The following is an 18360-nucleotide window of genomic DNA, read 5'->3' as shown; positions in this document are numbered from 1 at the left end:
AACCATGCATATCTCATGGTTCTTTTCGCTCCATACCGTCAATTTGAAGGAGTTGCATGGACTTCACCTTGAACCCCGCGCTGGATGCCCACGACACCCGCATCCTGGCCGAACTGCAGGCCGATGCGCGGCTCACCATGGCCGAACTCGGCCGCCGCGTGCACCTGAGCCAGCCGGCCGTGACCGAGCGCGTAAAGAAGCTCGAAGCGGCAGGCGTCATCAGCGGCTACCGCGCGACCGTGAACCTCGGCAAGCTCGGCTACGGCATCCGCGCGATCATCCGCGTGGGCCGCGCCGACTATGCGCGCGTGGTGGAACTGGTGCAGCAGACGCCCGAATGCGTCAATGCCTACAACGTGACCGGCGACGACAGCTGGATTCTCGAAATCGCGGTGATCGACGTCAGCCACCTCGATGCGGTGGTCACCAAGTTCTGCATCCTCACCGAGACGGCCACCTCGATCATCCTGAACCCGGCGCGCGAGCATCAGCCGATGCTGCCGCCTCAGCGTTCGGACGTCAGGCCGCCGATCAAGAAAGTACTTAACGCGTAGCGGCCAGCGCGCTGAAGGCCGCCACCACCTCGGGCGGCGCCTGCACCATCTCGATCAGCACGCCCTCGCCCGCGATCGGAAACTCGTCGTTCGCCTTCGGGTGCAGGAAGCAGATGTCGAAACCCGCCGCGCCCTTGCGGATGCCGCCGGGCGCAAAGCGCACGCCCTGCGCGCTGAGCCACTCGACGGCCCTGGGCAGGTCGTCGATCCACAGGCCCACATGGTTGAGCGGCGTGGCGTGGACGGCCGGCTTCTTCTCGGGGTCCAGCGGCTGCATCAGGTCGACCTCGACCTTGAAAGGCCCGCTGCCCATCGAACAGATGTCCTCGTCGACGTTCTCGCGCTCGCTCTTGAAGGTGCCCGTGACTTCGAGCCCCAGCATGTCGACCCAGAGCTTCTGCAGGCGCAGCTTGTCGGGTCCGCCGATGGCGATCTGCTGGATGCCCAGGACCTTGAAGGGGCGTGCGGCGGCGGCGGTCATGCGGCGCAACCTTCGGGCTGCTCCTGCACCTGCCGCGCATTGAGCCCGAGCTTGCGCAGCAGCACCGTGTCGGCCTCGACGTCGGGGTTGCCGGTGACCAGCAGCTTGTCGCCGTAGAAGATCGAATTCGCGCCGGCCATGAAGCACAGCGCCTGCACTGCATCGCCCATCTGCTGGCGGCCCGCCGACAGGCGCACGCGCGCGGTCGGCATCGTGATGCGCGCGACCGCGATCATGCGCACGAAATCGAAGGGATCGACCGGCTCCGAATCGGCCAGCGGCGTGCCCGGCACGCGCACCAGGCTGTTGATCGGCACCGACTCCGGGTACGGACTCAGGTTGGCCAGCTGCGCGATCAGTCCCGCGCGGTGCACCGGCTGCTCGCCCATGCCGACGATGCCGCCGCAGCACACGCTGATGCCGGCGCTGCGCACATGGGCCAGGGTGTCGAGCCGGTCCTGGTAGGTGCGCGTGTCGACCACGTCGGTGTAGTACTCGGGCGCGGTGTCGAGGTTGTGGTTGTAGTAGTCCAGGCCCGCGGCCTTGAGCTGGTGCGCGTGGTGCGGCTCCAGCATGCCGAGCGTGGCGCAGGTCTGCAGGCCCAGCCCCTTCACGGCCTCGACCAGCACCGCCACCTTCTCGACGTCGCGGTCCTTCGGCGCGCGCCACGCGGCGCCCATGCAGAAGCGCGTGGCGCCGGCGTCCTTGGCGGCCTGCGCGGCGCGCACCACCTCGTCGACTTCCATGAGCTTCTGCGCCTTCACGCCGGTGTCGAACTCGGCCGACTGCGGGCAGTAGCCGCAGTTCTCGGGACAGCCACCGGTCTTGACCGAGAGCAGCGTCGCCAGTTCGATGTCGCCTTCCGGGAAGTGCTGGCGGTGCACGGTCTGCGCCTCGAACAGCAGGTCCATCAGCGGCTTGTCGAGCAGCGCCTGTATCGCTTCGACCGTCCATGGCCCTTGCGGCGCCGCGGCCTTCGCAGGCCGGTGCAGCGTGATCGTTTGTTGCAGGTCGTTGGCACCCATCAGTTGAACTCCAGAATGATCTGATCGACGGCGAGCGACTCGCCCTTTTCCGCCGAAATCTTGCCCACCACGCCGTCCTGCGAAGCGAACAGCACGTTTTCCATCTTCATGGCCTCGATCACGGCCAGCTTCTCGCCGGCGCGCACCTGCTGCCCCGGCTGCACCGATACCTCGACCAGCAGGCCCGGCATCGGCGACATCAGGAACTTGCTCAGGTCCGGCGGCGCCTTGTAGGGCATCAGTTCGAGCAGGCGCGCCCCCAGGGGCGACAGCACCATCGCCTCGATCTGCGTGCCGTCGTGCGACACGCGCAGCGCCAGCGGGTTCTTGCCGGCCCCGCGCTCCACCTGCGCGGTGAAGGGCCGGTCGTTGACCATGCCCTGCACGCGGATGGCGCCGAGCGCAAAGCCGCTGTCGATCTTGTAGCTCTTGCCGCCCACGGCCACGGCGCTGGCGCCGGTCTTGCCATGGAAATCGGTGACCGACACCGGATGGTGCACATGCTTGCCCTCCGGCCCCAGCTCCACCACCACGAACTGCTCGCCCACCTTCACGCCGTGGCCTTCGAGCTGCCCGCTGATGCCCGAAGCGCGCGCGCGATAGCGGCGGTGCACATAGGCTGCGAGCGCAATCAGGAACGAAGGATCGGCATGCGGCACGTCCTCGGCGTGGAAGCCCTTGCCGTAGTGCTCGGCGATGAAGCCTGTGTTGAAGTCGCCCGCCACGAATTTCGGATGCGCGAGCAGCGCGGCCTGGAACGGGATGTTGCTGCTGATGCCGCGAATCACGAAGCCGTTGAGCGCCTCGCGCATGCGTGCAATCGCGTGCTGCCGATCCTTGCCGTGCACGATGAGCTTGGCGATCATCGAGTCGTAGTACATCGGGATCTCGCCGCCGTCATACACGCCGGTGTCCACGCGCACGCCGTTCAGGTGCTCGGTGTCGGCGGCGAACATGGTCTCGGCCGGCGGCTGGAACTTCACCAGGCGGCCGGTCGAAGGCAGGAAGCTGCGGAACGGGTCCTCGGCATTGATGCGGCACTCGATGGCCCAGCCGTTGCGCTTCACCTGCTCCTGCGTGAGCGGCAGCTGCTCACCGGCCGCCACGCGGATCATCAGCTCCACCAGGTCGAGGCCGGTGATGCACTCCGTGACCGGGTGCTCCACCTGCAGCCGCGTGTTCATTTCCAGGAAGTAGAAGCTCTGGTCCTTGCCGACCACGAACTCCACCGTGCCCGCGCTCCGGTACTTCACGGCCTTGGCCAGCTGCACCGCCTGCTCGCCCATCGCGCGGCGCGTGGCATCGCTGATGAAGGGGGAAGGCGCTTCCTCGATCACCTTCTGATGGCGGCGCTGGATCGAGCATTCGCGCTCGTTCAGGTAGATCACGTTGCCGTGCGAGTCGCCCAGCACCTGGATCTCGATGTGGCGCGGCTCCTCGACGAACTTCTCGATGAACACGCGGTCGTCGCCGAAGCTGGCGAGCGCCTCGTTGCGGCACGAGGTGAAACCCTCGAAAGCTTCCTTGTCGTTGTAGGCCACGCGCAGGCCCTTGCCGCCGCCCCCGGCCGAAGCCTTGATCATCACGGGATAGCCGATGTCCTTCGCGATCTCGACCGCGCGCTCGGCCGTCTCGATGGCATCGTTCCAGCCCGGAATGGTGTTGACCTTGGCCTCGTTCGCGAGCTTCTTGGAGGCGATCTTGTCGCCCATGGCGGCGATCGAATAGTGCTTCGGGCCAATGAAGGCGATGCCTTCTTCCTCGACCTTGCGCGCGAAGGCTTCGTTCTCCGACAGGAAGCCGTAGCCCGGATGCACGGCCTCGGCGCCGGTCTTCTTGCATGCCGCGATGATGCGGTCGGCCTGCAGGTAGCTCTCGCGGCTGGGCGCGGCGCCGATGTGCACGGCCTCGTCGGCGAGCTCGACGTGGCGGGCTTCCCTGTCGGCGTCGGAGTAGACGGCGACGGTGAGGATGCCCATCTTCTTCGCGGTCTGGATCACGCGGCAGGCGATTTCCCCGCGGTTGGCAATGAGTATTTTCTTGAACATCTAGGGTCTCCGCGGGGTCTCAGCGGTTGATAAACATCGAATACACCGGCGGCGCCTGCGCGCGGTCGACGAACACGTAGGCCGTACCGTCGGAGCAGAAGTTCGCCACTTCGGCACCGCCGCCATCGGCGAGATCGACCCAGTTGTCGATCTGCAGGAACAGGCGCCCGGCGGGCATCTGCTGCGCGCCGTTGGCCGTCCAGTACGGCACACCGCCGCTCTTGGTACGCCATGCGCTCGCCCAGTCGTGGGGGTGCGCGATCTCCTCCGGCAGTTCGGAATGGGCCTGGTAGTCGTAGAAGGCCTCTTCGAGTTCCGAAGGCGCGCCATCGTCGTCGGCACGCCATCCCGTGATGGCGATTTCGCGCAGCAAGGCGGGCGATCCTTCGACAGGATCCGAAGGCGGCGCAGTGGGCCCGGTCCCCAGCTCGGCGCGCTGCACGACGAACGCGGCGTTCGCGCCTCCGTCGGGCTCCCAGAAACTGCAGATGCTGTCCCACTCGCACTTGAACAGGAACAGCACCTCGCCATCTGCGAGCGGCAGCGCGTCGCCATCCGCGGGCAGCTGCGCGAGGTGGCTCATGGCGCGATTGCATTCGCGGCAGACCGGCCACAAACGACGGGGCAGTCCCCAGGGCGGACCGCCCAGCTTGGGCACCAGTCCAGGTTCCGCACCCTCGCGGAACTGGGGGTAGTGGCTGCGCATACGGCTCAGAGCGGAATGTTGCCGTGCTTGCGCCACGGGTTCTCGAGCTTCTTCTCGCGCAGCATCACGAGCGAGCGGCAGATGCGCTTGCGCGTTTCGTGCGGCAGGATCACGTCGTCGATGTAGCCGCGCGCACCCGCCACGTACGGGTTGGCGAAGCGCGCCTTGTACTCGGCCTCGCGCGCTGCGAGCTTCTCGGGATCGTTCTTGTCCTCGCGGAAGATGATTTCCACCGCGCCCTTGGCGCCCATCACCGCGATCTCGGCGCGCGGCCAGGCCAGGTTGACGTCGCCGCGCAGGTGCTTGGAGGCCATCACGTCGTAGGCGCCGCCGTAGGCCTTGCGCGTGATGACGGTGATCTTCGGCACCGTGCACTCCGCATACGCATAGAGCAGCTTGGCGCCGTGCTTGATGATGCCGCCGTACTCCTGCCCCGTGCCGGGCATGAAGCCGGGCACGTCGACGAAGGTGACGACCGGGATGTTGAAGGCATCGCAGAAGCGCACGAAGCGCGCGGCCTTGATGCTGCTCTTGATGTCCAGGCAGCCCGCCAGCACCAGCGGCTGGTTGGCCACGATGCCGATGGTCTGGCCTTCCATGCGGGCGAAGCCGATCACGATGTTCTTCGCATAGTCGGGCTGCAGCTCGAAGAAATCGCCATCGTCCACCACCTTCAGGATCAGCTCCTTGATGTCGTAGGGCTTGTTCGGGTTGTCAGGCACCAGCGTGTCGAGCGAATAGTCGGGCCGGTCGGCCGGATCGCCCTGGCCGTTGTTGCCCAGGCGCACCGGCGGCTTCTCGCGGTTGTTGAGCGGCAGGTAGTTGTACAGGCGGCGCAGCATCATCAGCGCCTCGACGTCGTTCTCGAACGCCATGTCGGCCACGCCGCTGCGCGTGGTGTGGGTGACGGCGCCGCCGAGCTCCTCGGCGGTGACGCTCTCGTGCGTCACGGTCTTCACCACCTCGGGGCCGGTGACGAACATGTAGCTGGAGTCCTTCACCATGAAGATGAAGTCGGTCATGGCCGGCGAATACACCGCGCCGCCCGCGCACGGGCCCATGATCAGGCTGATTTGCGGCACCACGCCCGAGGCCATCACGTTGCGCTGGAACACGTCGGCATAGCCGCCGAGCGAGGCCACGCCTTCCTGGATGCGCGCGCCGCCCGAGTCGTTGAGGCCGATGACGGGGGCGCCGACCTTCATGGCCTGGTCCATCACCTTGCAGATCTTTTCGGCATGCGCTTCGCTGAGCGCGCCGCCGAACACGGTGAAGTCCTGGCTGAACACGAACACCAGGCGGCCGTTGATCATCCCGTAGCCTGTGACCACGCCGTCGCCGGGGATCTTCTGCTCGGCCATGCCGAAGTCGACCGAACGGTGCTCGACGAACATGTCCCATTCTTCAAAAGTGCCGTCGTCCAGCAGTAGCTCGATGCGCTCACGCGCCGTGAGCTTGCCCTTGGCGTGCTGCGCGTCGATGCGCTTCTGCCCGCCGCCGAGGCGCGCCTGGGCGCGGCGCTTTTCGAGTTGTTCGATCAGTTCTTGCATGGTGTGCTTCCGAAGCTGTGGTCCTGAATTTCGTTTGTGGTCTTGGTCATGGCCTGGCGGTGATGGCGGCCGCTGCAAGCAGCTGGCGCGCTGCCGTCGATGCAGGCAGCGCGCCCTCGGCCACCTGCTGCGTGAGCTGCGGCAGCAGCTCGCGCACCTGCGGGTGATGCCTGAAGGCGTGCTTGAGCCCGGCGTCGATGCGCTCCCACATCCACGCGGTGGCCTGCTTCTCGCGGCGCCTGGCGAGCTTGCCGTTGGCCGTCTGCAGTTGCCTGAATTGTGTGACGGCGTCCCAGAACGCGTCGACGCCCGTGCCTGCCAACGCGCTGAGCTGCAGCACCCTCGGCAGCCAGAAGCGCACCTCCGTGCCGCTGTGCACGTCATGCACCGCATGCGCGTGGTCCGGGTTGCCCTGGTGGCCGAAAAGGCGCAGCGCCGAGGTGATCTGCGCCTGCGCGCGCGTGGCGGCGTCCTTGTCGATGTCGGCCTTGTTGATGACGACAAGGTCAGCGAGCTCCATCACGCCCTTCTTGATGGCCTGCAGGTCGTCGCCCGCGTTGGGCAGCTGCATCAGCACGAACATGTCGGTCATGCCAGCCACCGCCGTTTCGCTCTGGCCCACGCCCACGGTCTCGACGATCACGATGTCGTAGCCCGCGGCCTCGCACACCAGCATCGCCTCGCGCGTCTTCTCGGCCACGCCGCCGAGCGTGCCGCTCGACGGGCTGGGCCGGATGTAGGCGCGCTCGTGCACCGAGAGGTGCTCCATGCGCGTCTTGTCGCCGAGGATGGAGCCGCCCGACACGGTGGACGACGGGTCGATGGTGAGCACCGCGACGCGGTGACCCTTGCCGATCAGCAGCAGGCCCAGCGTTTCGATGAAGGTCGACTTGCCGACGCCCGGCACGCCCGAGATGCCCAGGCGAAACGATTTGCCGGTGCGCGGCAGCAGCGCGGTGAGCAGCTCGTCGGCCTGCGCGCGGTGATCGGCACGGGTCGATTCGAGCAGCGTGATCGCCTTGGCGATGGCGCGGCGCTGCACCATGCCGTCCGATTCGGCAATTGCGCGCTCCAGTGCGGCGGCCGGCTTGTTCAGCACGCGCCCTCCGGGGACGACACGCGCCAGCGGTAGTGCAGGTCGACGCCCTCCTCGCCTTCGAGCACGAAGCCATGGCGCAGGTAGAAGCGGTTGGCGTCGCTCTGCACGAGCGCGGTGAGCTTGATGTCCAGTTGCTGCTGGCGCGCCTGCGCCTTGGCCCACTCGAGCACCCATTCGCCGATGCCCAGGCCCTGGAAGCCCGTGCGCAGGTAAAGGTGGTCGAGCCGAAGGGCGTCGGTGCCCTCGGGCTTGAGCGTGACGAAGCCGACGCGCAGCTCGCCGTCGAGCACGATGTGATGCATGAAGGGCACGACGAAACCGGCCTGCAGCCGTTCGCGCGAGCGCGCGGGATCGAAGCGCCCCACGCGCTCCAGGCTGGGGCGCATCGCATCGACGCGCAGGGCCAGCATGGCCTCGAAATCGCTGGATTCCACCGGCTGCAGCGACAGCCGCGACAAGAGATCGCCCACGCTCTGCTTCTCAGGCCGAGACCGCCGCGCGGATCTGTTCCAGCACGTCCTTGGCGCTGGCCGGAATGGGCGTGCCCGGACCGTAGATGCCCTTGACGCCGGCTTCGTAGAGAAAGTCGTAGTCCTGCCGCGGAATCACGCCGCCGACGAACACGATGATGTCGTCCGCGCCCTGCTTCTTCAGTTCGTTGATGATGGCAGGCACCAGCGTCTTGTGGCCGGCCGCGAGCGTGCTCACACCGACGGCATGCACGTCGTTCTCGATGGCTTGGCGCGCGCATTCCTCGGGGGTCTGGAACAGCGGCCCCATGTCGACGTCGAAGCCCAGGTCGGCAAATGCAGTGGCCACCACCTTGGCGCCGCGGTCGTGCCCGTCCTGCCCAAGCTTGGAGATCATCACGCGCGGGCGTCGGCCCTGTTCCTCGGCGAAGGCGTTGATTTCGGTCTTGAGGGCTTCCCAGCCTTCGGCCGAGTCGTAGGCAGCTGCGTACACACCGGTCACTTTTTGCGTGTCGGCCCGATGGCGGCCGAATGATTTTTCGAGTGCATCCGAAATCTCGCCCACCGTGGCGCGCAGGCGCACCGCATCGATGCTGAGTGCGAGCAGGTTGCCGGTGCCGTTCTGCGCGGCTTCGGTCAGCGCGTCGAGCGCGGCCTGCACCTTGGCGCCGTCGCGCGAGGCGCGGATCTTCTGCAGCCGCGCCACCTGCTGCTCGCGCACCATCACGTTGTCGATGGAGAGGCTGTCGATCGCATCCTCGCTCTTGAGCTTGTACTTGTTGACGCCCACGATCACGTCCCTGCCCGAGTCGATGCGCGCCTGCTTCTCGGCGGCGGCCGCCTCGATCTTGAGCTTGGCCCAGCCGCTGTCCACCGCCTTGGTCATTCCGCCCATGGCCTCGACCTCTTCGATGATGGCCCAGGCCGCATCGGCCATGTCCTGCGTGAGCTTCTCCATCATGTAGCTGCCGGCCCAGGGGTCGACCACGTTCGTGATGTGCGTCTCTTCCTGGATGATGAGCTGCGTGTTGCGCGCGATGCGCGAGCTGAACTCCGTGGGCAGCGCGATCGCTTCGTCGAGCGCGTTGGTGTGCAGGCTCTGCGTGCCGCCGAACACCGCGGCCATGGCCTCGATGGTGGTGCGCACGATGTTGTTGTACGGGTCCTGCTCGGTGAGCGACCAGCCCGAGGTCTGGCAATGCGTGCGCAGCATCAGGCTCTTGGGGTTCTTCGGGTTGAACTCCTTCATGATGCGGCACCACAGCAGGCGCGCCGCGCGCATCTTGGCCACTTCGAGATAGAAGTTCATGCCGATGGCCCAGAAGAAGGACAGGCGCCCCGCAAAGCCGTCGACGTCCAGGCCCTTGGCCAGCGCGGTCTTCACGTACTCCTTGCCGTCGGCCAGCGTGAAGGCCAGTTCCAGCGCCTGGTTGGCGCCGGCTTCCTGCATGTGGTAGCCGCTGATCGAGATCGAGTTGAACTTGGGCATCTTCTGCGCCGTGTACTCGATGATGTCGCCGATGATCCGCATGCTCGGCGCGGGCGGGAAGATGTAGGTGTTGCGGACCATGAACTCCTTGAGAATGTCGTTCTGGATGGTTCCGCTCAATTGGTCCTGGCTCACGCCCTGCTCTTCGGCCGCGACCACGTAGCCCGCGAGCACCGGCAGCACGGCGCCGTTCATCGTCATGGACACGCTGACCTTGTCGAGCGGGATCTGGTCGAACAGGATCTTCATGTCCTCGACCGAATCGATGGCCACGCCGGCCTTGCCGACGTCGCCCGTCACGCGCGGATGGTCGCTGTCGTAGCCGCGGTGGGTGGCCAGGTCGAAGGCCACGCTCACGCCCTGCCCGCCGGCGGCCAGCGCCTTGCGATAGAAGGCGTTGGATTCCTCGGCGGTCGAGAAGCCCGCGTACTGTCGGATGGTCCAGGGGCGCACCGCGTACATGGTGGCCTGCGGCCCGCGCAGGTAGGGCTCGAAGCCGGGCAGCGTGTCGGTGTACTTCAGGCCCTGCAGGTCGGCCGCGGTGTAGAGCGGCTTCACGGTGATGCCGTCCGGCGTGAGCCAGTTGAGTGCGCCCAGGTCGCCGCCCGGCGCCGACTTGGCGGCGGCCTTGGCCCAGTCGTCGAGGTTGGCCGGCTTGAAGGTGGGTTCGGGTGTGCTGCTCATGAGGGGCTTTTCGCAGTGTCTTGCAGGGTAGTCGCAAATTCGCCTGCAGGGATTTGCAAGCCGGCCGCGAGTCTAACCGATCCATAATTATTAATTCAAACCCGTTTTTGCGGTACAGTCCGCCCCATGTCCGCCCTCACCCTCACCCCGCGCGCCCTCTATGAAGAAGTGGCCGAACTGCTGCGCCAGCGGATCTTCCGCCGCGAGCTCGAGCCGGGCAGCTGGATCGACGAACTCAAGCTGGCCGAGGAATACGGCATCAGCCGCACGCCGCTGCGCGAAGCCCTGAAGGTGCTGGCGGCCGAAGGCCTGGTGACCATGAAAGTGCGGCGCGGCGCCTACGTCACCGAGGTGTCCGAGCAGGACCTGGCGGATGTCTACCACCTGCTTTCGCTGCTGGAAAGCGATGCGGCCGGCGTGGTGGCCGAGCGCGCGAGCGAGGCCCAGCGCGCGGAACTCAAGGCGCTGCATGCCGAACTCGAAGCGGCAGGCGCCCCCGGCAAGGAAGACCGCGAGCATTTCTTTGCGGTCAACGAGCGCTTCCACATGCGCCTCCTGGCCATTGCGAACAACAAATGGCGCGACCAGATGGTGGCCGACCTGCGCAAGGTGATGAAGCTCAACCGGCACAACTCGCTGCTGAAGGCGGGGCGCATCGCGGAATCGCTCGCGGAGCACCGGTCGGTGATGGCGGCCATCGAGGCGCGGGATGCCGCGGCCGCGATGGCGCGGATGCGCGAGCACTTCAAGAACGGCCTTGAGGCCGCTAATTAGGCTCTCCCCCAGTCTTCGCGCACTTCGTGTCGCGCGCGCCTTCCCCCTTCCGGGGGCAACACCAGGGGACCGGCGGAGCCGGATCCCCGGTGTTTCACGAACAAATCCGGGGATTCGGGGCGCTGCGGCGTCAGTCGGTGCTGACGGTTCCGGTTTCCCGGGAGATTCGCTGGGCGATTTCCAGCAGCCTGGGGGCCACGCGGCCGAGCATGACGTCCTTGGGCAGCAGGTAGGCGGGGCCGCCGCAGCTCACGCCGTAGCGCTCGCCGCGCGGGCCCTTGAGCGCGAAGCCCAGGGCGTGGATGTGCGGATGCCACTCGCCGAACGAGCTGCAATAGCCCAGGCGCGCGTATTCGTCGAGCCCGGCCGTCAGGCGCGGTTCGATCGAGGGCCAGTTCTCGCCGCTCTCCAGGCGGATCTGGTCGAGCACCTCGGCCTGCTCGGCAGCGGGTAGCGCGCCGAGGTAGGCGCGGCCTGCGGCCGAGGTGGCGATGGTCATGCGCGAGCCCACTTCGATGCGCGAACTGATCAGCGCGGAGCGGGGGCGCAGCGAATCGATGATGAGCATGTCGAGTTCGTCGCGAACGCCCATGTGGACGCTGGCCCCGGCAAATTCGGACAGTTCCGCAAGATGCGGCCGGGCCACCGTCCGCAAATCGAAATGGCGAAGGTAGCGGCTGCTCATGTCGAGCAGCGCCGGCCCGAGGCTGAAGCGGTCGCTGTCCTGCGACTGCTTCAGGTAGCCCGCGCCGACGAGCGTGGCCGTGAGGCGGGACACGGTGGCCTTGGGGATGCCGGTGGTCTCGGCGAGGTCGCGATTGCTGATGGGTGCGGCTGCCATTCCGATGACCTTGAGCAAGGCCAGCCCCCTGGCAAGCGCGCTGACTTCTTCTTTGCCGCCAATCGCGTCATTCATGTATCCAAACCCTTATTTTTTTGATGTTCGTTCATTCTTCAGCAAAAAACGGTTGACGTGCCGGTGCTCGGGAATCATTATTTCGGAACAATGTTTCATTTATATAGAAGAACAAGGCACGATGCATCCGGGATGAAGCCCCTTCTCCCATCGCAGGACCGCCGCCTGCTGCTGCTGGCGGGAAGCGGCCTGGCGCTGTCGGGGTTTGCGGCCGCCGCCCCATCTGCAAGCGCGGGTGGCGCGGGCGACTATCCCAAGGCCCCCGTCAAGCTCATCGTCCCCTTTGCGCCCGGCGGGCCCACCGACACGGTCGCGCGCCTGATCTCGCTCAAGCTGCAGGAGATGTGGGGCCAGCCGGTGCTCGTCGACTACAAGCCGGGGGCCGGCACGGCCATCGGCGTCGACTTCGTCGCCAAGGCCCCGGCCGACGGGCTGACCTTCGGCATGGTGAACTCGTCCTTCGCGGTCAATCCGTCGCTGCGCAAGAGCTTGCCCTACGACACGGTGAAAGACCTGGCGGGCATCACGCAGATCGCCAACCTGCAGCTCGCGATCGTCGCGCGGCCCGACGCGCCCTTCAGCACGCTGGCCGAACTCATCGCCTACGCGAAGAGGAACCCGGGCAAGCTCAGCTACGGCACGCCCGGCGCCGGCAGCACCACGCACCTGGGTGCCGAACTGCTCAAGCGCGAAGCGGGTTTCGACATGCTGCACGCGCCCTTCAAGGGCAGCGCGCCGGCGCACACCGAACTGTTGGGCGGGCGCCTCGACCTCGTGTTCGACCCCTTTCTCTCGGTACTGCCGTACGTCAAGGCGGGCCGGATGAAGATGATCGCCACGCTCGGCGAGAAGCGGGTTCCGGGCTACGGCTATCCGACCGTGGCCGAAATCCTGCCGGGATTCCATGTGAGCGCGCTGCTCGGCTTCGTCGCGCCGCGCGCCACGCCGCCTGCGGTGGTCGCGAAGATCCACGCCGACACCGCAAAAGTGCTGCGCGAGCCCGAGATGCGCCGCCGTGTCGAGGAACAGGGCATGGAAGTGGTGGCTTCCACGCCCGCACAGTTCGACGCGTTCGTCCAGAGCGAGATGAAGCGCTGGTCGCGCGTGATCGCCGAAGCCGGCATCCAGGCCGAATAGGCCTCGCCATTTCCCATCGTCATTGGCAAGACCGCTCATGTCCCTTGAACTCACCCCCTTGCACCCGCTCTTCGCCGCCGAGGCGCGCGGCATCGACATCACGCAGCCGCTGTCGCCCTCCGAGGTGAAGCAGATCAACGCGGCCATGAACCGATATGCCGTGCTGGTGTGGCGCGGACAGCCGCTCACGGGCCGGCAGCAGATCGATTTCGCCAAGTCGTTCGGCCCGCTCGACCTGGGCCTGAAGAAGGTCTTCAAACGCCCCGAGCGGCTGGAGGACGAACGGCTGATCGACATCTCGAACGTCGATGCAGAAGGCAAGGTGGCTCGCCGCGATTCGCCCAAGAACCTGTCGAACTTCGCCAACCAGCTCTGGCACAGCGACAGCTCCTTCCAGAATCCGCGCGCCGCCTATTCGATGCTGCATGCGCTGGTGCTGCCGAGCTGGGGCGGCAACACCGAGTTCGCGGATCTTCGCGCCGCCTACGACGCGCTGCCCGAGCGCACCCGGTCGGAGATCGAAGGCCTGTGCGCCGAGCACTATGCGCTGCATACCCGCATCCTGCTGGGCGACGAGGCCTACACCGACGACCAGAAGAAAGCCATTCCACCCGCCGTGTGGCCACTCGCGCAGACACATCCGGGCTCGGGGCGCAAGCTGCTGTTCGTGGGCGTGCATGCACGCGAGATCATCGGCTGGCCGGTGGCCGAGGGGCGCATGTTCCTTTCGGACCTGCTCGAGCACGCAACCCGCCGCGAGTTCGTCTACACGCACGAATGGCAGGTGGGCGACCTCGTGATGTGGGACAACCGCAGCACCCTGCACCGCGGCCGTCGCTACGACATCGGCGAGCGCCGCGAGCTGCGCCGCACCACCATCGAGGACGTGCCCGGAGCCACGCTGATGGCCGCTTGACGCGGCCGCGCTTCAGGCCTCCTGCGCGGCGGGCTCGTGCGCCAGCGCCATCACCTCGTGCGGCGGACGCGTCTTGAGCCGATGGTCGCTCCAGACCTGGCGCCAGCGGCGCGCGCCGGGCAGGCCGTTGCGCAGGCCCAGCATGTGCCGCGCAATCGACGACCACTGCGTGCCGTGTTCGGCCGCTTCGCGCACCATGTAGTCGCACATCAGCGATTCCACGTCCTCGCGCGTGAGCGGCTGCGGCGCAGCGCCGTAGAACTCCGCGTCCCATTCGGCCAGCCACCAGGGGTTGTGGTAGGCCTCGCGGCCTACCATCACGCCGTCGAGCAGCCGCAGGTGCTCATGCACCTGCGCGTTGGCCGAAATGCCGCCATTGATCGAGAAGTCCAGCTCCGGAAATTCGTGCTTCAGGCGGTGCACGAGCTCGTAGCGCAGCGGCGGAATCTCGCGGTTCTGCTTGGGACTCAGGCCCTGCAGCCACGCGTTGCGTGCATGCACGATGAACGTCCTGCAGCCGGCCTCGCTCACCGCACCGACAAAGTCGCGCACGAACTCGTAGCTCTCGATCTTGTCGATGCCGATGCGGTGCTTGACCGTGACGGGCACGCTCACCACATCGACCATCGCTTTCACGCAGTCGGCCACCAGCTGCGGCTCGTTCATCAGGCAGGCGCCGAAGGCGCCGCGCTGCACGCGCTCGCTGGGGCAGCCGCAGTTGAGGTTGATCTCGTCGTAGCCCCACTCCTCGCCAAGCCTGGCGCAATGCGCGAGGTCGGCCGGCTCGCTGCCGCCCAGCTGCAGGGCCACGGGGTGCTCTTCCTCGTTGAAGCGCAGGTGCCGGGGAACGTCGCCATGCACCAGCGCGCCGGTGGTCACCATCTCGGTGTAGAGCAGCGCGTGGCGCGACATCAGGCGATGGAAGTAACGGCAATGGCGATCCGTCCAATCCATCATCGGCGCAACCGAAACGACTTTTTCTTTCAAGTTCAACAGCTTGGCGCTTTCGTTCATACAGAGGGCCTTCCGCTGTAGTTTCTCATGCAGCGGCCGCCCGGGCGCGGCTCACCGACCCATCAGGCGCCGCGCGACGTAGCTCGCGGCATCCACCAGGGCGACCAGCACGATCATTGCGAGCAGCACCGCGCTGGTCTCGCGCATCTGGAACAGCCCGAGGTGGAAGGCCAGCATCTGGCCCAGCCCGCCGGCGCCGACCACGCCCAGCACGGCCGCGGCGCGGATGTTGTTCTCCCACCGGTAGAGCGCATAGCTCATCAGCTGCGGCAGCACCTGCGGCAGCGTCGCATAAAGGAACACCCGCCCTTCCGGCACGCCGCGCACGCGCAGCGCAAAGGCGGGGCCCTGCGCCGCGTTCTCGATGCTCTCGGCGAACAGGCGGCCCAGCACGCCAGAGGTGTGCACCGCCAGCGCCAGCGTGCCCGCGAAGGGCCCGAGACCGGCGGCGATCAGCAGCAGCGCGGCCCACATCAGTTCCGGCACGCTGCGCAAGGCATTGAGCAGCAGCCGTGTCGGGCCGCGCCAGCGCGCCGGATCGCCGGCGTGCAGCTTGCTCGCGGGCAGTGCGAGCAGCAGGCCGGCCGCCACGGCCAGCAAGGTGCCGACGACCGACATCGCCAGCGTCTCGAGCGCGGCCGGCAGCAGCTTCTGCAGGAAGGCCGCGCCAAGGGCCGGCTTCGCGAGTTCGCCGGCAAAGCGGCCCATGCGGGCCATCGAATCGATCGAGAAGAAACGCGCCCACTGCAGGTCGAGCGACCAGAAGCTCGCGACAACCAGTGCCACCATGGCAACGACCATCCAGCAGGCGCGGCAGCGCGCGTCGAACAGCGGCGGCGGCAGCCGGTAGACCTCGTTGGCCGCGCGTGGTTTCGATTCGATCTCCGGCATGGCGAGACTCTCAGGCCAGGGCGCGCCGCAGCCAGGCGCTCAACCGGTCGGTGGCGGCGACCAGCAGCACGAACACCAGCAGCATGGTGCCGACCTCGGCGCCATTGAACATCTTCATCGACGCATCCATCTGCTGGCCGAGCCCGCCCGCGCCCACGAAGCCGAGCACGGCGGACGAGCGGATGGCGCACTCCCAGCGGTAGACGGTGTAGCTGGTGAGCTCTGCCGCGTTCTGCGGCAGCAGCCCGTAGAAAAAGGCCTGGATGCGGCCGGCGCCGTTGCGCAGCAGCGTCTCGGTCGGATGGGCATCGCCACTCTCCAGGATCTCTCCGTAGACCTTGCCCAGCATGCCGGCATAGGTCAGCGCGATGGCCAGTACGCCGGCCGTGACGCCCAGCCCGACCACGCGCACGAACACCAGCGCCCAGATGAGTTCCGGCACGCTGCGCAGCACGATCAGCAGCCCGCGCACCGAAAAGCGCAGCACCGCCGGCAACGCCGCCATGCGGCCGGCCAGGCCGGAGATCGAGAGCGAGCGCACCGACAGCAGCGTGAGCGGAACGGCCAGCACCATCGCCAGCGTGAGCCCGGCCGTGGCGATGGCCACGGTGCGCCAGGTTTCCCGCGCCACCAGCGCCAGGAACTCCGCGTCCATGCGCGGCGGCACGAAGCCGGCCAGAAACTGCAGCGCCGGCTCCAGGCTGCCGGGCGCCAGCAGCAGCCAGGGCTTGAATTCGGTCAGCACGAGCATCGGCCACAGCACCACGGCCGCGGCCAGCAGCCAGAACACGCGGTGCGCCCAGGCGGGGTCGCGCTGCGCCGGTGTCGTGCGTGATGGAACGGCGGCCATGCTCAGCGGCAGTGCATCACGACAGGCGCCGCTTCGGCCGGGCCCTCGTCAAGGACACCGGCCTGCGCCGGCTCCTGCGCATAAAGCTCGCGCAGCAAGGCCGGCGTCACCTGCGCGGTGGGCAGATCGAAGGCCAGCAACCCGTCGCGCAGGCCGATGATGCGCGGAAAGTGCTGCAGCGCGAGCGGCACGTCGTGCAGGGTGGCCACGAGCGTCGCCCCGCTGTCGCGCGCCCACTGCGTGAGGGTGTCCAGCGCCTGTCCGGCGCGGGCCGGGTCCAGCGCCGACAAGGGCTCGTCGACGAGCACCAATTGCGCCTCGGACAGCAAGCCGCGCGCCAGTCCCACGCGCTGCCGCTCGCCGCCGGACAGGCGGTCCACGCGCGCGAAGAGCTTGTCCGCCATGTCGAAGCGCGCAAGCGCGGCGTCGGCCTGCGCGATGCCGGTCGGATAGAACAGGCTGCGCAGCGCCTGCCACAGCCCGATGCGTGGCAGCCGGCCGGCCAGCACCGCGGTCACCACGCGCTGGCGCGGCGGCAAGGGCGGCACCTGGGGCGCCAGGAACAGCCGGCCGCGCAGGCGCTGCAGTTCGCGCCGGGGCAGCCGCCACGGATCGCGGCCGTCGAGTTCGATGCTGCCGGCCGTGGGCGCGAGCGCGCAGGCCATCAGATGCAGCAGCGTGGTCTTGCCGGCGCCCGAAGGCCCGATCACCGCGGCCTGCTCGCCCGCCGCCACGCGCAGGTCCAGCGCCCGCAGCGCGGGCGGCGCCGCGGCGGGGGCCGCCGGGTGCCGGCCGGACGCCGACCGCAGCTCGATGTTCACCGGCTTCGCTCCTGCATCGCGCCGCTCAGTTCAGCAGCCCCGCATTGCGCGCCGCGGCTTCGATGCCCTTGTAGTTCTCGGCGCGCGTCGGCACGAAGCGCGTGGCGCGCTGCAGCGCGAGGATGTCCTTGCCCTCAGGGGTGGCCGGGCTCAGCTCGACGAATGCGCGCACCAGCTGCTCGCGCCTGGCGGCCGGCATGTCGGCATGCACGGTCCAGTTGTAGTCGTAGTAGGCAGGCGTGGTGTAGAACACCCGCACCTTCGCGGGATCGACCTTCTTGTCGGCCACGAGCTTCTCCCACACCGAGATGTTGAGGGCCCCGGCATCCACCTTGCCCGATGCGACGGCGGCCACCGTGGCGTCATGCGCGCCTGAATAGGCCACGCGCTTGAGGTCGCGGTCGGGATCGATGCCGGCCGCCAGCAGGAAGCTGCGCGGCATCAAATGGCCCGAGGTGCTGGACTGCGAGCCGAAGCTCAGGTTGCGGCCCTTGAGATCGGCGAGCGAACGGACGTCCGGATTCGTCGTGATGAAGACCGAGCGGAATTTCTCGTCTTCCTCGCGCTGCACCAGCGGCACCACCTTGCCGCCCGAACGATGGCTGGCCTGCACGAAGGTGAAGCCGCCGAGCCAGGCCAGGTCGACCTGCTTGTTGGCCAGCGCCTCGACGGCAGCCGCATAGTCGGTGACCGGCGTGAACTCGACCTTGACGCCCAGCTTGCGCTCCAGGTAGGCGGCCAGCGGCGCCGACTTGCGCGCCAGCTCGGTCGGCGACTCGTCGGGGATCGCGGTGATGCGGAAGGTTTGTTGGGCCTGCGCGGCCACGGCACAAGCCAGCATGGCCAGCGCCAGCACGAAGCGCGGCAAGACAGCGAATTTCATGAGACTCCCGAAAAGCGAAGAACAAGGCGGGGATTAGACCGCAAGAGCCCTC

General features: G+C 67.5%; 18 protein-coding genes. 4 read left to right on the top strand and 14 right to left on the bottom strand.

Going from position 1 to position 18360, the window contains the following annotated elements; translation table 11 throughout:
- The first annotated feature begins 56 nt into the window (after positions 1-56).
- Positions 57-554 (top strand): Lrp/AsnC family transcriptional regulator, encoded by a 498-nt coding sequence (locus ACAM54_RS10835; RefSeq protein ID WP_145743357.1) that lies wholly within the window; start codon positions 57-59, stop codon positions 552-554.
- Here ACAM54_RS10835 and ACAM54_RS10830 read toward each other — a convergent pair.
- The 8 genes from ACAM54_RS10830 to scpA all read right to left on the bottom strand — a co-directional run bounded on the left by ACAM54_RS10830 (position 544) and on the right by scpA (position 10106).
- Positions 544-1035 (bottom strand): VOC family protein, encoded by a 492-nt coding sequence (locus ACAM54_RS10830; RefSeq protein WP_369650682.1) that lies wholly within the window; start codon positions 1033-1035, stop codon positions 544-546. The genes ACAM54_RS10835 and ACAM54_RS10830 overlap by 11 nt on opposite strands.
- The gene (gene bioB / locus ACAM54_RS10825; RefSeq protein ID WP_369650681.1) at positions 1032-2060 is read right to left on the bottom strand and encodes a biotin synthase BioB; all 1029 of its coding nucleotides are present in this window, start codon (positions 2058-2060) and stop codon (positions 1032-1034) included. The genes ACAM54_RS10830 and bioB overlap by 4 nt, the downstream gene beginning before the upstream one ends.
- Entirely contained in the window at positions 2060-4108 is a 2049-nt protein-coding gene (gene accC, locus ACAM54_RS10820) for an acetyl-CoA carboxylase biotin carboxylase subunit (RefSeq protein WP_369650680.1), read from the bottom strand. Before accC ends, bioB begins: the two co-directional genes overlap by 1 nt.
- A 19-nt stretch (positions 4109-4127) precedes the next feature.
- Positions 4128-4691, bottom strand: a complete 564-nt coding sequence (locus ACAM54_RS10815; RefSeq protein ID WP_369650679.1) for a hypothetical protein — start codon at positions 4689-4691, stop codon at positions 4128-4130.
- Positions 4692-4819: 128 nt separating this feature from the next.
- Entirely contained in the window at positions 4820-6364 is a 1545-nt protein-coding gene (locus tag ACAM54_RS10810; RefSeq protein ID WP_145743348.1) for an acyl-CoA carboxylase subunit beta, read from the bottom strand.
- A gap of 46 nt (positions 6365-6410) precedes the next feature.
- Entirely contained in the window at positions 6411-7409 is a 999-nt protein-coding gene (meaB, locus tag ACAM54_RS10805; RefSeq protein ID WP_369650966.1) for a methylmalonyl Co-A mutase-associated GTPase MeaB, read from the bottom strand.
- 47 nt (positions 7410-7456) lie between these two features.
- Positions 7457-7933, bottom strand: coding sequence for a GNAT family N-acetyltransferase (locus ACAM54_RS10800; RefSeq protein ID WP_369650678.1), 477 nt, complete (start codon positions 7931-7933; stop codon positions 7457-7459).
- A 10-nt stretch (positions 7934-7943) separates the two neighbouring features.
- Positions 7944-10106 carry a methylmalonyl-CoA mutase gene (gene scpA / locus ACAM54_RS10795; protein ID WP_369650677.1) on the bottom strand — a complete coding sequence of 721 codons (2163 nt, stop codon included), beginning with the start codon at positions 10104-10106 and terminating at the stop codon, positions 7944-7946.
- Between the two features lie 126 nt (positions 10107-10232).
- Here scpA and ACAM54_RS10790 point away from each other — a divergent pair, with 126 nt between their 5' ends.
- Positions 10233-10880: a GntR family transcriptional regulator gene (locus ACAM54_RS10790; protein ID WP_145743340.1), complete on the top strand. Its 648-nt coding sequence runs from the start codon at positions 10233-10235 to the stop codon at positions 10878-10880.
- A 130-nt stretch (positions 10881-11010) separates the two neighbouring features.
- On the opposite strand, the gene ACAM54_RS10785 is transcribed toward ACAM54_RS10790, so the two are convergent.
- Complete coding sequence (locus ACAM54_RS10785) at positions 11011-11796, bottom strand: IclR family transcriptional regulator (protein WP_209502986.1); 786 nt, start codon at positions 11794-11796, stop codon at positions 11011-11013.
- A gap of 132 nt (positions 11797-11928) precedes the next feature.
- Between ACAM54_RS10785 and ACAM54_RS10780 the strand changes: the two genes are divergently transcribed.
- Positions 11929-12933 (top strand): tripartite tricarboxylate transporter substrate binding protein, encoded by a 1005-nt coding sequence (locus ACAM54_RS10780; RefSeq protein WP_369650676.1) that lies wholly within the window; start codon positions 11929-11931, stop codon positions 12931-12933.
- Between the two features lie 37 nt (positions 12934-12970).
- Positions 12971-13849, top strand: a complete 879-nt coding sequence (locus ACAM54_RS10775; RefSeq protein WP_369650675.1) for a TauD/TfdA dioxygenase family protein — start codon at positions 12971-12973, stop codon at positions 13847-13849.
- A 12-nt stretch (positions 13850-13861) separates the two neighbouring features.
- On the opposite strand, the gene dusA is transcribed toward ACAM54_RS10775, so the two are convergent.
- Genes dusA through ACAM54_RS10750 form a run of 5 tightly spaced genes read right to left on the bottom strand, consistent with a single transcriptional unit; the run spans position 13862 to position 18308 of the window.
- A complete protein-coding gene (gene dusA / locus ACAM54_RS10770; RefSeq protein WP_369650674.1) occupies positions 13862-14863 on the bottom strand; it encodes a tRNA dihydrouridine(20/20a) synthase DusA in 1002 nt (333 codons plus the stop codon).
- A 51-nt stretch (positions 14864-14914) separates the two neighbouring features.
- Entirely contained in the window at positions 14915-15754 is an 840-nt protein-coding gene (gene phnE, locus ACAM54_RS10765; RefSeq protein WP_369650673.1) for a phosphonate ABC transporter, permease protein PhnE, read from the bottom strand.
- Positions 15755-15764: 10 nt separating this feature from the next.
- Positions 15765-16604 carry a PhnE/PtxC family ABC transporter permease gene (locus ACAM54_RS10760; protein ID WP_369650672.1) on the bottom strand — a complete coding sequence of 280 codons (840 nt, stop codon included), beginning with the start codon at positions 16602-16604 and terminating at the stop codon, positions 15765-15767.
- A 2-nt stretch (positions 16605-16606) separates the two neighbouring features.
- Complete coding sequence (locus ACAM54_RS10755) at positions 16607-17425, bottom strand: phosphonate ABC transporter ATP-binding protein (protein WP_369650671.1); 819 nt, start codon at positions 17423-17425, stop codon at positions 16607-16609.
- Positions 17426-17450: 25 nt separating this feature from the next.
- Positions 17451-18308 (bottom strand): putative selenate ABC transporter substrate-binding protein, encoded by an 858-nt coding sequence (locus ACAM54_RS10750; RefSeq protein WP_145743326.1) that lies wholly within the window; start codon positions 18306-18308, stop codon positions 17451-17453.
- Between the last annotated feature and the right edge of the window lie 52 nt (positions 18309-18360).

The organism is Variovorax sp. V93 (genome assembly GCF_041154485.1).
Classification (GTDB): domain Bacteria; phylum Pseudomonadota; class Gammaproteobacteria; order Burkholderiales; family Burkholderiaceae_C; genus Variovorax; species Variovorax beijingensis_A.
The sequence above is the reverse complement of the archived record's forward strand: the minus strand, read 5'-3'. Positions and strand labels throughout refer to the sequence as shown.

What these genes read in the sequence shown, in the direction of transcription:
- ACAM54_RS10835 (WP_145743357.1), top strand. Translation starts at nt 57, where the DNA reads ATGGACTTCACCTTGAACCCCGCGCTGGATGCCCACGACACCCGCATC.
- ACAM54_RS10830 (WP_369650682.1), bottom strand. Translation starts at nt 1,035, where the DNA reads ATGACCGCCGCCGCCGCACGCCCCTTCAAGGTCCTGGGCATCCAGCAG.
- bioB (WP_369650681.1), bottom strand. Translation starts at nt 2,060, where the DNA reads ATGGGTGCCAACGACCTGCAACAAACGATCACGCTGCACCGGCCTGCG.
- accC (WP_369650680.1), bottom strand. Translation starts at nt 4,108, where the DNA reads ATGTTCAAGAAAATACTCATTGCCAACCGCGGGGAAATCGCCTGCCGC.
- ACAM54_RS10815 (WP_369650679.1), bottom strand. Translation starts at nt 4,691, where the DNA reads ATGAGCCACCTCGCGCAGCTGCCCGCGGATGGCGACGCGCTGCCGCTC.
- ACAM54_RS10810 (WP_145743348.1), bottom strand. Translation starts at nt 6,364, where the DNA reads ATGCAAGAACTGATCGAACAACTCGAAAAGCGCCGCGCCCAGGCGCGC.
- meaB (WP_369650966.1), bottom strand. Translation starts at nt 7,409, where the DNA reads ATGGTGCAGCGCCGCGCCATCGCCAAGGCGATCACGCTGCTCGAATCG.
- scpA (WP_369650677.1), bottom strand. Translation starts at nt 10,106, where the DNA reads ATGAGCAGCACACCCGAACCCACCTTCAAGCCGGCCAACCTCGACGAC.
- ACAM54_RS10790 (WP_145743340.1), top strand. Translation starts at nt 10,233, where the DNA reads ATGTCCGCCCTCACCCTCACCCCGCGCGCCCTCTATGAAGAAGTGGCC.
- ACAM54_RS10785 (WP_209502986.1), bottom strand. Translation starts at nt 11,796, where the DNA reads ATGAATGACGCGATTGGCGGCAAAGAAGAAGTCAGCGCGCTTGCCAGG.
- ACAM54_RS10780 (WP_369650676.1), top strand. Translation starts at nt 11,929, where the DNA reads ATGAAGCCCCTTCTCCCATCGCAGGACCGCCGCCTGCTGCTGCTGGCG.
- ACAM54_RS10775 (WP_369650675.1), top strand. Translation starts at nt 12,971, where the DNA reads ATGTCCCTTGAACTCACCCCCTTGCACCCGCTCTTCGCCGCCGAGGCG.
- dusA (WP_369650674.1), bottom strand. Translation starts at nt 14,863, where the DNA reads ATGAACGAAAGCGCCAAGCTGTTGAACTTGAAAGAAAAAGTCGTTTCG.
- phnE (WP_369650673.1), bottom strand. Translation starts at nt 15,754, where the DNA reads ATGCCGGAGATCGAATCGAAACCACGCGCGGCCAACGAGGTCTACCGG.
- ACAM54_RS10760 (WP_369650672.1), bottom strand. Translation starts at nt 16,604, where the DNA reads ATGGCCGCCGTTCCATCACGCACGACACCGGCGCAGCGCGACCCCGCC.
- ACAM54_RS10750 (WP_145743326.1), bottom strand. Translation starts at nt 18,308, where the DNA reads ATGAAATTCGCTGTCTTGCCGCGCTTCGTGCTGGCGCTGGCCATGCTG.